Source organism: Prevotella herbatica, assembly GCF_017347605.1.
GTDB classification, from domain to species: domain Bacteria; phylum Bacteroidota; class Bacteroidia; order Bacteroidales; family Bacteroidaceae; genus Prevotella; species Prevotella herbatica.
Window position 1 is genome coordinate 1,749,545 of record NZ_AP024484.1, and the last position, 12,670, is coordinate 1,762,214.

At 38.1% G+C, this 12,670-nt stretch carries 7 protein-coding genes; 4 read left to right on the forward strand and 3 right to left on the reverse strand.

Annotated features, from left to right (window positions below; translation table 11 throughout):
• Nucleotides 1-17: 17 nt before the first annotated feature.
• From prwr041_RS06545 to prwr041_RS06555, 3 genes are all read right to left on the reverse strand, one after another.
• Nucleotides 18-2,561 carry a zinc-dependent metalloprotease gene (locus tag prwr041_RS06545; RefSeq protein WP_207155522.1) on the reverse strand — a complete coding sequence of 848 codons (2,544 nt, stop codon included), beginning with the start codon at nt 2,559-2,561 and terminating at the stop codon, nt 18-20.
• A 16-nt stretch (nt 2,562-2,577) separates the two neighbouring features.
• The gene (locus prwr041_RS06550; protein WP_207155523.1) at nt 2,578-3,228 is read right to left on the reverse strand and encodes an HAD family hydrolase; all 651 of its coding nucleotides are present in this window, start codon (nt 3,226-3,228) and stop codon (nt 2,578-2,580) included.
• A gap of 102 nt (nt 3,229-3,330) precedes the next feature.
• Nucleotides 3,331-4,983 carry a DUF6377 domain-containing protein gene (locus tag prwr041_RS06555; protein WP_207155524.1) on the reverse strand — a complete coding sequence of 551 codons (1,653 nt, stop codon included), beginning with the start codon at nt 4,981-4,983 and terminating at the stop codon, nt 3,331-3,333.
• 299 nt (nt 4,984-5,282) lie between these two features.
• Between prwr041_RS06555 and prwr041_RS06560 the strand changes: the two genes are divergently transcribed.
• Genes prwr041_RS06560 through prwr041_RS06575 form a run of 4 tightly spaced genes read left to right on the forward strand, consistent with a single transcriptional unit; the run spans nt 5,283 to nt 12,665 of the window.
• The gene (locus prwr041_RS06560; RefSeq protein ID WP_207155525.1) at nt 5,283-8,261 is read left to right on the forward strand and encodes a SusC/RagA family TonB-linked outer membrane protein; all 2,979 of its coding nucleotides are present in this window, start codon (nt 5,283-5,285) and stop codon (nt 8,259-8,261) included.
• Nucleotides 8,262-8,274: 13 nt separating this feature from the next.
• Nucleotides 8,275-9,792: a RagB/SusD family nutrient uptake outer membrane protein gene (locus tag prwr041_RS06565; protein ID WP_207155526.1), complete on the forward strand. Its 1,518-nt coding sequence runs from the start codon at nt 8,275-8,277 to the stop codon at nt 9,790-9,792.
• Between the two features lie 11 nt (nt 9,793-9,803).
• Nucleotides 9,804-11,318, forward strand: coding sequence for a glycoside hydrolase family 30 protein (locus tag prwr041_RS06570; RefSeq protein ID WP_394370812.1), 1,515 nt, complete (start codon nt 9,804-9,806; stop codon nt 11,316-11,318).
• 12 nt (nt 11,319-11,330) lie between these two features.
• Complete coding sequence (locus prwr041_RS06575) at nt 11,331-12,665, forward strand: DUF5121 domain-containing protein (RefSeq protein WP_207155527.1); 1,335 nt, start codon at nt 11,331-11,333, stop codon at nt 12,663-12,665.
• The last annotated feature ends 5 nt before the right edge of the window (nt 12,666-12,670 follow it).

Below are 12,670 nucleotides of genomic sequence, written 5' to 3' on the forward strand. Positions count from 1 at the left end.
CCAAAGTATTAATGGTGTTATTTTATGGTTATCTGTCGGTCTCTGATAAGTTTTATCTGTCGAAGAATATCGTTGTAGTGTATCTTGTTTATGCCAGTAGCTTTTGCAGCCTGTGCCTTAACATAGTTGTCTACCTTGTCAAGATTCTGTGAGGCATATAGGATAGCATCACTGTTATAGTAGATATCATCGCTCTTTCGAGTCTTCTCGTCAGGATTCAACAGTGAGTTAATATCATCAATATAGCTTCGCTGTAGTGAGCGGCGGGCATTGTTTTTGATATTGTTCTCGTTGTCAATAGGCTTCCATACCGTAGAAAACAACTTGTTGAGATATGTGTCAAGTTGTAGCGCATTCTTTGAAGAGAAAGAATCATCATATATGATATTCAGAATTCTCGCAGAGAGTGCAATCTTTAGTAGCCTATCTTGTCTGTCCTTAATATCTTTAGCGACATTTATACCAGTCTTTGTAACGATATTCTCTGGGTATAGCCACATCGGAGCGTTGAAAATCTGACGATCAAGATAGTCGAGTACTTCTAATTCTTTTGATGCAGGAGCAATCTCTACAGGAGCTTTTCCCGGAAGGTTGTTGAGGTAATGTCCTCCAAGATTCTTCATTACATGATTCATGTAGCGACGGAACTGATCACGAACGCTTTCATACATTTCCTCAAGATCATCATATTGATAATCGTCCTGATGAGTCCATTTAGGTAGGTTCGCTATTACTCGCTTAAGGTTCTTGATACCATAATCACTGGCTTTCACGTTGTCATCGCCAAGATCTTCAGACTGTGAACGAGGATCTTCGTCACGTCCCTCACCAGCAAACCACAAACGAGGATTATTTTTAAGAACTTCAGTAGTTTCCTTCATCAGTCCCTTTTTCTCATCTATTTCATCTTTAAATTCAGGACGGTATTGATATCCCCATTTGATCGCCCACTTGTCATAATCGTTGATACGTGGGAATAGTCCCTTTGGAGAAATATTGTCTTCTGGTTGTGCTACATAGTTGAATCGTGCATAGTCCATGATTGATACAGTATGCCCATGGGCTTCCACCCAAGCCTTGTTTCGTAGGTTCTCTACAGGTGTAGCATTGCTAGCTCCCATGTTGTGGCGCAGACCTAGCGTATGTCCTACTTCGTGACTTGATACAAAACGTATGAGCTGTCCCATAAGGTCATCGTCGAAATGCATCGTCTGAGCACGCTTGTCAAGCGGACCGCATTGCGTCATATACCACTTCGTGAGAAGGTTCATCACGTTGTGATACCAGCAGATGTGGCTCTCAATGATTTCTCCGCTTCGTGGGTCGATGATATGAGGACCGTATGCGTTCTCTATTTCTGCAGGAAGATATCTTAGTACGCAGAAACGAGCATCATCTACGCTCATGTCCTTGTCGTTTGGCCATTCCTTTGCAACAATAGCATTTTTGAAACCTGCAGCTTCAAATGCAACATTCCAGTCGTTGATACCTTGTATTAGATATGGTACCCATTTCTTTGGAGTAGCAGGATCTATATAATATACAATCTGCTTAACCGGTTCAACAAGTTTTCCTTTCGCATAAGCTTTCTTGTCTTTCGGTACAAGGTTGTATCGAGCTACAATCTGCTCACGATCAGTCTTGTGTTGGTCGTCATCAAAATATGTCACACGTGTGGTAAAATATCCAACTCTGTTGTCCCACAAACGTTTACGCATCGGTTCTTTAGGTAGGAGTACAATGCTAGTATTTAGCCCAATTGTCACACTTCCAGTGAAAGAGGCCGGTGTAAAAGTCTTGCGTCCTGGAGTTCCTTCACTGCTTGAGTCACTTCCTCCTGACGTTGCAGCTGCGTAAGTGCGTGTAGATGCTATTTCAATATTTATAGGAAACACCTTCATCGTATCTATAAAAGTACGGTCACTCTGCAATCCGCTTACCCCATAAGTGCGTGAATTATTTTTGGGAATGCTTACAACATCATTGTCCTTAAGAAAGAGATTTGTAACCTCTATAAGATTCATGTGCTTATCTTTGTTCTTGCCTATAATCTTGAACGAAGCAATGATAGGATCTGTTGTTGAAGCCTTGAGGGTCTTTGATATATTCGTTTCTTCTCCTGCTATCTGACTAAGTACATAAGCTCTAAGAAGCAATGTGTTGTTATCTCGCTTTTCAAAGTAAAGAGTGTTCTCGTTTACTTCCTCACCGCTGAACTTGCCTAGTCCCTGAGGCACGGCGGTAAGTCTCGTAACAGCAAGGAGATATCTTCCAATAATGGAATCAGGAACATCAAAATACCATTTGTCCTCAATATGTCTTACAGTGAACAGACCTTTCTTAACAGTTCCGCCTTTCTTTATAAGTTCATCATATTCATTTTTCTTTTCAGCTTTTTTGTTATCGTCCTTTTTCTTTTTCTTCAGGTCTTTGTTGTCGTCTTGTGCCTGGGTATGGACATCTTGCTTCGTTGAGTCAGCCATGACGGTATTAGCTGCGTATCCGTTTGCACTCAATATAATTGTGCAAATGCTGATTATTAATTTTGCCTTAATGTTCATTTTCTTTGTTTTTTATTTATATATATTCTGTCAGTTCCCTGAAATTATCAATGATATAGTCGGCTCCGGCATCCATGAGTTCCTTTCTGCTACCATTACCATAAGTAACACCGCAGGTATATGTTCCCGCATTTTTACCCATCAATATATCAAACTTGGTGTCACCAACAACAATTGTTTTGGTAGAGTCTTCACCAAGATGACTAAGTGTCTTTATCACAGGTTCTGGATCTGGTTTAGCTTTTTTAGTATCGTCAGCACCTAGTACGTACGTGATATACTCTTCTAATTCAAGTTCTTTTACGAAATTTTCCAATGAATTGTGGCTCCTGCTACTTGCAATCGTAATGGTGTGCCCCTTTTCGTGTAATTTCTTAAGAGTTTCTATAACTCCAGGAAATGGGGTTACTGCTCCTGGAATGTTGTTCTCGTTAAATATGCGACGGTATGTCTCTGTGCATTTTTTCCCCATTTCATCGGTCATAGGAATAATACTTGTGAAACATTCTTCTAAAGGAAGTCCTATCGTTTTTGCACATTCCTCGGGTGTGCGATATTCAAGTTTCAACTCAGCGATTGTCTGCATCATAGTCTTTGTTATGATGTTGTAGGAGTCGCCAAGAGTTCCGTCGAAATCAAGAATTACGGTCTTAATACTTTTATTCACTTTGCGTTTTTATAAATAAATGTTGTAATGCTAATAAAACTTTGTTGCGAAGGTAGTATAAATAATTGAAAAATAAGCATCTTGATTGAAAATATGATACTGTTACATGTCCATTCCAATCTCTTTTACCTTATGTTCAAACTCATCTCTGTTGCAAAGCGCCTTGCTTTTTATACGTGCCCTGTAATTGTAGATAGAGTTTGGTGAATAGCGTAGGAACTCAGCAATCCTTGAGCTTTCTTCTATTCCCAATCTTATCAAAGCAAATATGCGCAAGTCTGTTGTAAGTTGAGTTTTAGATGGCGGAATTATGCGATGTTGCGGTTGGAGAAGCAGATTAAAATCTACAACGAAATTAGGGAAGATATTGAGGAATACAGAGTCGAAATTATCGAAAAGTTCTTTGATTTCATCTTGTTTCAGTTGGTCAGAACTTGTCATTTTCATCAAATCAGACATCTGGTTAGCCTTTAATTTGCGGTTTATCTTTATTCGATAATTGTCGATTTTATCGATATATTCAGAGCATGCACTTAAAAATTTTCCGATATACTCATCTTTCAGTCGATTGGTTTCGCTGAGCTTAGTGTTTAATGATGAAAGTTCTTCATTCTTTCCGCTTAGTTTTGAATTTAAACTCTCTAGTTTCATGTTTATAGTCTTTAGTTCGTTTCTGGCTCTTGAAAGTTGCCTTTTCTTGTGACATACATATATATATGAAGCTAATAGAAATACAGAAAGAAGACTCACTGCACCAATAAGGCTTTTAAGTTGATAGTTAGCTTTTCTGAGATTAGTTTTGTAAGTGTCGCTTATCACTCCTAGGACTGGAGATATAAGCCAACTGCGCAAGTGGGTGTTGTATCTCTGTGTACAGTTCCAAGAATACTCTACATATCTATTTGAACGTTCTAAGTTGCCCTCTCTGCTCAGCATATTGGCAAGGCTCCATAATGAAGCTTGGTCCATAACAGCATTTCGAATGTCGCAAATTGCAGATATAGCCAACCAATATTTGCAGAGTTCGATGTTATGCATCCCTTTATAAATTTCTGACCTGAAGAAAGCCATATTGGCATAGTCGTGAGTATTCGGCTTTACTTGTTTCATCCACTTGTCACACTCTTTCATTGCTTCACTGTACTTGTTATCGGTAGTGAGTTCTGCAACTTTGCGCCATAGATATATGTTCGAGTTTGGAGAAGCCTTTTTGTATAGTGAATCACGAAAAATACCAGATAGTCTGTAACAACGATCTTTAAGTTTTGAGTCTTTGGAATAGCATCCCATTTCACCATATAGGTGGTTGCAGCAAGCATAGTAGTCAATAAGTTGTTGCCCTTTCAGTTTATTGCCATTTATATATTTAAGGTATTCCAAAGCTTCATTGTAAAAGCCTGTTGCTGCGTATTGATGAGTGAGGGCTATATAATCGTTTACAAGCAATTTTGATTGTTTGTTTTTTGATGCTATATCTATACAATAGTTAAGATAATGAATAGCAGAGTCATTCATATATGCCTGATACTCCTTAAAAAGATTCCATGAAAGGCGATGACGATCCAATATTGCGGAAGTCTTTGCGAGCTTAGCCTTGATTTTGTCAATGCGTTGATCTCTCTGATTTATATACTTCTCTGATTTCGTGATCTCTTTGTCAAGACAATCATATAAAGAATCCAGGTTTATTCTTTGTGCTTGTGTGCATAAAGAAATAGATAATATGATTAGCGTTTGTATTAATCTGTGTTTCATGAGTTTTGATTTAATATTTAAGGGCAAAGATAGATATAAAAATGATAAAATAAAAATTAATAAGTTTTATTTTATGCAATAACCTCTATATAATCACGGATAAAATCTATATCAAAACTTTACTATTGTTTTGCTTAAATGTCTGAATATCAATAATTTGAGTTTTTAATGATAATATAAAAGTCCACATTTTATGCTTTGCGCCATGTCTATATATTTAAAAAGAAGCTAACTTTGCCATCGACAAGTGAAAGACTTGCCTTGAATCTAAACAATTATTATTAACTTTAGTTTAAGTAATGAAAGCAAACAACAATTTATTAACGATGAAAAGATTCTCAATCCTGTTCTTCGTGTTGCTTTTGTCTGTATCAGCTTTTTCACAAAAGGTGAGTATCTCAGGCGAAGTGATCGATAAACAGAATGAGCCTGTCATTGGTGCCACAGTAAAGGAACATGGTACAACAAATGGTGTTGTTACCGATATTGATGGCAAGTTTTCTATTCAAGTAGGAAAGAATGCTGTGTTTGATATTTCCTATATTGGGTATAAAACAAAAAGTGTTAGGGCAACTCAAGGAATGAAGATTGTACTTGAAGATGAGACAAATCTTCTTGAAGAAGTTGTCGCTATTGGTTATGGATCTGTGAAACGTAAAGATGTAACAACCGCTGTTTCAACCGTTTCTACAGAAGATTTAGATACACGCCCAATCGTGTCAGCCGCAGAAGGAATGCAGGGTAAAGCTGCCGGATTACAGATAAGTCAGGCTAGCGGTCAACCAGGAGCAAGTCCAACAGTACGTGTTCGTGGAACAACTTCTTTAAACGGCTCAAACTCTCCTTTATATGTTGTTGATGGTGTTCCATTGACAAGTATTGATTTTCTTTCTGCTGATGATATCGCAGATATGCAGGTATTGAAAGATGCATCAAGTGCAGCTATATATGGAAGCCGTGCTGCTAATGGTGTTATCATTATCAATACCAAACAGGGAAAGAATGGTGTCGCTAAGATTTCATTTAATGCTCACTATGCATGGAATAAAGTTTGTGATCATGATAAAGTGCTGAATACATGGGAGTATAAAGATTTAATGAATGACATCGGAACAGTTAAACTTCCTGATGGATTAACTGATCATACAGATTGGGCTAAGGAGGTATATCGCACAGGTAATGTGCAAGACTATCAGTTGTCAGTAACAAATGGTACTGATAAATTGAGATATTATGTTTCTGGAGGCTACGTCGGAGAGAACGGCGTGTTGAAAATGTCTAATTTTAAACGTTATAATTTCAGAGCTTCAGTAGAGAATGAAATCAAAAGCTGGTTGAAATTTAATGGAAACATCGCTTATTCAGACTATACATATCTTGGAACAGATATAACAACAGGTGCTGGCGCTAATCGCGGTGGTGTCATTCCAGCTATAGTAAACACACCTACTTATGCTCCAGTGTGGGATCCTGACCATCCAGGACAGTATTATAATAATTTCTATGGTGTTAACATCTCTAGTCCTTCTGAGAACCTTGCACGTTCAAAAGATGACAAGAGTCGCTATGACAAGATGCTGGCAACCGGAAAAATAACTGTTACCCCAATTAAGGAACTTAACTTCACAAGTTCTCTTACATTTGACCGTGAGAACGGTAATACTTTTAATTTCCTTGATCCTCATGAAATACAGTATGGACGTGATACTTATGGAACAGGATATGATGAAAGATATTCTACAACCGTATTTGTTTGGGATAATGTGTTGAATTGGAATAAGCAGTTTGGAAAACATCATTTTGATGCTATGGCTGGTAGTTCTTACACTCAGAGTAAATATAGTCATAGTTACATCAGTGGAAGCAATTATGCCGATTCAGACATAAAGACCCTTAATGCTGCAAACAAGATATCTTGGACGGGAACTGGAACAAGTGCTTCAGAATGGGCTATACTATCTTATTTCGCACGTTTACAGTACAATTGGAGTGATACTTATATGTTTACAGCCAATATGCGTGCTGACGGAAGTTCAAAACTTGCACCAGGACACAGATGGGGTATATTCCCTTCTTTCTCTGGAGCATGGAGAATCTCTAATGAGAAGTTTATGAAGAACATTAGATGGATTGATGATTTGAAACTTCGTGGTGGTTGGGGACAGACTGGTAATCAAAGTGGACTCGGAGATTACAGCTATCTTGCAGAATATAATATAAACCGTATTCAATGGTTTGGTGCAGGATATGATGCAAATGCTCTACCTACACGTTCACAGACAACTCTATCTAATCCAGAGCTGACATGGGAAACAACAAACCAGACAGATATTGGTCTAGATCTTACAGTGCTTGGTGGTCGTCTGACATTCTATGCTGACTACTATTATAAACTTACTAAAGACATGCTTATGACAATTACTTTGCCAGCAGGAAGTGCAGCTGCACGTGACCTGAGATATAATGGCGGAGAAATAGAAAATAAGGGTTTTGAGTTTAGTGTAAGTTCAAAGAATCTAGTAGGTAAATTGAAGTGGAATACAGATTTCAATATTTCATTTAACCGAAATAAACTCAAGAAGCTTATGCTTACTCAGGTTTATTACTCTGCAAACACTACAGATTATGTAAATCAGCCTGTTGTACGCAATATGCCAGGTAAACCTCTAGGTACATTCTGGGGATATATCTCAGATGGTGTGAATCCTGAAACTGGTGAACTTAAATATCGCGATGTAAATCACGATGGTGTAATCTCTGCAAGCGACCGTACTGATATCGGTGATCCTAATCCAGACTTTACTTTTGGTATGACAAACACATTATCGTATAAAGGATTTAACCTAAGTGTCCTTTTGCAGGGATCTTATGGAAATGATATCTACAATGTGTCAAGAATGGAAACCGAAGGAATGTATGATGGTAAGAATCAGACAACAAAGGTGCTTGAAAGATGGCGCGTACCTGGACAGATTACTAGTGTGCCAAAAGCAAAGTTCCAGATGTTTAATTCTACATATTTCATTGAAGATGGAAGCTATCTTCGTGTAAAGGATATCTCGTTGTCATACGATGTGCCAAAGTATATCATATCAAAGTTTGGTATCTCTCGTTTGCAACCTTATATATCTGCAACCAATTTGATTACTTTCACAAATTATTCAGGTAATGACCCTGAGGTAAATCAATATGGAAATAGTGGATCTGTACAGGGTATAGACTGGGGAACCTATCCAATGAGTAAATCATTTGTCGTAGGACTTAAACTTGAATTCTAAATATTGCACCAATATGAAATCAATATATAAATCAATAATAATAGGTGTTTCGGCATTATCTTTTACAGCTTGTTCATTAGATTATGATCCGATATCTACACCAACAGAGTTGACACAGGGGACTTCGTCTGATACAGCGACTGCGGTACTCAAGGATCGTCAGGCTGCAATAGATCAGCGTACCAATTTGTATGAACTCCTTAAAAATCGTCAGGAACATTGGCATCTAGACTATCTGCTTGTAGGTGACAGTCATACCGATAATGCGTATGCAGGAACTACTGGTGCGGAGGTAGAGCCTTATGAAACAAACTCTATCGATGCTAGTAACTCTGTGCTGGGACGTGACTGGTCACGCTATCTTGAAGATATAGCTAAGGCAAATGTGCTTATCAATGGACTTGAAGAACTTAAAACAAAAGGGTTGGTAAGTGATAATGAATATCATCAGTGGAAAGCAGAAGGAGAACTGTTTCGTGCTTTGATTATGTTTAACATGGCACGTCTATGGGGATCATTCCCTATAATAACTAAAGTTGCAAAGACGATTACAGCCGAGAACGTAGGAGAAGTATATCCAACATATTTCCCTCCACGCTCTACAGACAAGGAGTGTTATCAGCAGATAATCAGCGACCTTAGTGATGCAGAACAGTATGCTCCGGATTTTAATTCTGCTGACAGAACAGTGTTGAGCAAGGTCGTTGCTCAGGCAATGTTTGTAAAGGTATATGCAGAAAAGCCTGTACAAGACTATTCAAAGGTGATAGAATATGCTGATAAGGTGCGCTGTGTTGCTGGTATGGCGCTTGAACCTGATTTTTCTACACTATGGGGATATGATGCAGATAAAAAAGACTGCGTGAAACGTAATACCAGTGAGGGTATTCTTGAAGTACATTGGACAACTGGTAATGCAAACTGGGAGAGTTGGATGTATGGTCGTAGTCTTGAGAATTATGATTATTACTTCTCTTGGGCTAAATGGATAACTCCGTCACGTGACTTAATAAAAGATTTTGAGAGCGAGAATGATACTACACGTATGAATCAAACAATAGTTTACTATGCATGTAAATGGAGTAACTATTATCCAGCAAGTAGATATCCGTTTATGTATAAATATCGTTCAGGCTACAACAATCAATATAAGTTGAGGCTTGCCGATATTATACTTCTTGAAGCTGAGGCTTATGCGTATAAGGGAGACAACACGAAGAGTGCCGATCTTGTGAACTTAATTCGTAACAGGGCAAAACTGCCAAACCTTACAGCAGATAAAACAGCTACAAAGGAAGCTATGATTGAGGCTGTGCTGCATGAACGTCGTCTTGAACTTGCTCTTGAGGGAGAAAGATGGTATGACTTGTGTAGAAATAATAAGGTTGAGGAATATTTGAATGGTCTAAACAATCGTGACTCGGGACGTTTGATGCAGAGAAAGCAATATGATGCCAACTCTTATCTTTTGCCAATACCTCAAAGTGCTCTTGACGAGAATACGAATCTACAACAGAACCCTGGTTATTAATATTTACAACAATGAAAAATAATAGAACTATGATATTATCAATGGCAAGTGCGTTGCTTATTTCCTTGTCAGCGTGTGGCAACATGGACACTATAGATAACACTCCTAATCCTAATGTGGTAGAAGAAAATCTATCAGGAAATCTAGCTACGCTCTATACAACAACTGCAAATGGCAGCGCGACACTAAAGAAGACATACAGTCAGGTGGCTTCAACAGTAAACATGGCGCCTACAACAATTCAGGTTGATCCAACAAAGACTTATCAATCTATGGATGGATTTGGTTTTGCTATTACGTATTCCACATGTTATAATCTGATGAAGATGGATGCTGCTTCACGTGAGAAATTCCTCAAACAAACTTATTCCACAACTGAGGGATATGGTGTGAGCTATGCTCGTATATCTATAGGATGTAATGATTTCTCAAGCACAGAATATTCTTTGTGCGATACAAAGGGACTAGAGAACTTTGCACTTCATAACGATGAAACATCTTACGTGATACCTGTCCTTAAAGAGATACTTGCAATAAATCCTAATCTAAAGATTATGGCATCACCATGGACTTGTCCTAAATGGATGAAAGTATCTGATATTAATACTAAGGCTGCTTTTGATTCATGGACAGACGGGCATCTTAATCCTGACTATCGTAAGGATTATGCACAGTATTTCGTAAAGTTTGTCAATGCGATGAAAGCGAATGGTATAAATATTTATGCCGTAAGTCCTCAAAACGAACCTCTCAATCGTGCCAACTGTGCATCTCTTTATATGCCTTGGGATGAAGAGGCTGCGTTCGTGAAAGAATTAGCTTCAGCATTCAAGCAGAATAATATCAATACAAAGATATACGTTTACGATCATAACTATAATTATGACAACGGCGGAGATCAGCAAGACTATCCAATAAAAGTATATAATGCTTTAGGACAGAATTATGATGGTTCAGAACTTGTCGTAGGTGCAGCCTTCCATGATTATGGAGGTTCAAACACAGAACTAACAAATGTTCATAACAAGGCTACAGACAAAGATTTGATTTTCTCAGAAAGCAGTATCGGTACGTGGAATGACGGACGCAATCTTTCAAAACGTCTTGTAGAAGATATGAAGAATATAACCCTTGGAACTGTAAATCAATGGTGTAAGGCTGTGCTTGTGTGGAACCTTATGCTTGACGAAAAGATGGGACCTAATCTTGATGGAGGTTGCCAGACATGTTATGGTGCGGTTGACATATTTAACAACTATACTACAGTGAAATATAATTCTCATTATTATGTGATTTCACAAATGTCATCTGTTGTACGCCCTGGCGCTGTTCGTATCGGAACTGCTTTACGTAGCGTATCTGATAAAGATATAATTTATTCAGCATTCCTTAATCCAGACGGAACCAAAGCATTGGTTGTACTCAATTCTGGTGATACTGATATTACTGCAACTATTGGCGATGGAAGTGAAAACTTCAAAGCTGTAATTCCTGCACAGGGAGTTGTGTCATGTTCATGGAAATAAATACGTGTCAATATGAAATTAATTAAATATCTATCAGCAGCTTTATTGCTGTTGCCATTTTTATCATCGTGTCATGATTATGACTATGATAATATTGTAGCATCAGGAAACCCCGTTATAAAGGCTTCTGTTCCTTCTAGTGCCATGATGGGAGATTCTATTGATGTTGTAGTAAACTGCAGCGATGCTGAAGGGCAAGCGTTGTCTACTCTTAAAGCTGAATTGTGCTTTAGTGACGAGGTGGTTGAACATACCACTGTTCGTACGGCAAAAGAAGGTGAATATAAAGTGCGCTTGTTTGTGCCTTATCTTCAATATATTCCAAATGGAAAAGCTGTTGTTCGCCTTACATTGCAGAATGTAACAACAAAGTCAACAGTTGAAAATGTGAATTTAGACGTTACCAGACCTCATTTTGAAGGAATGCATTTTATCACTTCAGATAAAGTGATATATGATATGGTTGAAGGTGCTGATTACACTTATTCAACCACTGTTCCAGCAAGCGTAAACACTTTTAAGGGACATTTTGAAACAACTGATGGAAAGTTCGTGTTTGGATCTTCTGATGATGGCGTGAAGCTAGGAATAAATGGACTTATAGGTTTTCAAACAGCAAATTTAGGAGATGTAAACGTAACATTTAATACCCGTGATTATACGTTTAGTCCTTTTGAAAAACTGCCTATTCAGCCTTTGGAATTCATAAACGCGGATAAACAGAATGTTTATACAGGTGTGCTTACTCAAGGTAAACTCTATAGTTTTATTGGTGATAATGCTCTTGCTTCAGACAGCTGGTTCTATGATACCGATTTCTTTACTAAGAATTCTGATGGAACATATACGTTTAATGCACTTACCGGAACGTATAATATTAAAGCTATTTTTGATCGCAAAGGTTTCAATATTTATGCAATGAATGGAAATAATCCCGCAACGCTGAATCCTGATGGAACAGGTGCTATATGGATTCTTGGTGATCCAATATTCGGTAAGCCAGATTTCACACAAGCACAAGGTTGGTGGACCGGTACAGACTATTCACTATGTATGGCGCCAATTGCTCCAAAGATTTATCAGTTGACCTTAACAGTAGGAAAACAGTTGAAAGCTGGCAGCGACGTTAACTTTAAGTTCTTTGGTCAGGCCGGTTGGGGTGTTGAGTTCAAGGCCGCAGGCGATTATGCAATTTCAACATCCAATCCTTGGTTTAGGGTTAATGAGAGTGATGGCAATATTCATCTAAAGGACGGTGTGTCTATACATGATGGTGAAACGTATGTGTTTAATGTAGATTGTACTAAGGGTGTTAATGCTGCTGTATTGACTGTAACAAAGAAGTAGGTTAT

What these genes read in the sequence shown, in the direction of transcription:
- prwr041_RS06545 (WP_207155522.1), bottom strand. Translation starts at nt 2,561, where the DNA reads ATGAACATTAAGGCAAAATTAATAATCAGCATTTGCACAATTATATTG.
- prwr041_RS06555 (WP_207155524.1), bottom strand. Translation starts at nt 4,983, where the DNA reads ATGAAACACAGATTAATACAAACGCTAATCATATTATCTATTTCTTTA.
- prwr041_RS06560 (WP_207155525.1), top strand. Translation starts at nt 5,283, where the DNA reads ATGAAAGCAAACAACAATTTATTAACGATGAAAAGATTCTCAATCCTG.
- prwr041_RS06565 (WP_207155526.1), top strand. Translation starts at nt 8,275, where the DNA reads ATGAAATCAATATATAAATCAATAATAATAGGTGTTTCGGCATTATCT.
- prwr041_RS06570 (WP_394370812.1), top strand. Translation starts at nt 9,804, where the DNA reads ATGAAAAATAATAGAACTATGATATTATCAATGGCAAGTGCGTTGCTT.
- prwr041_RS06575 (WP_207155527.1), top strand. Translation starts at nt 11,331, where the DNA reads ATGAAATTAATTAAATATCTATCAGCAGCTTTATTGCTGTTGCCATTT.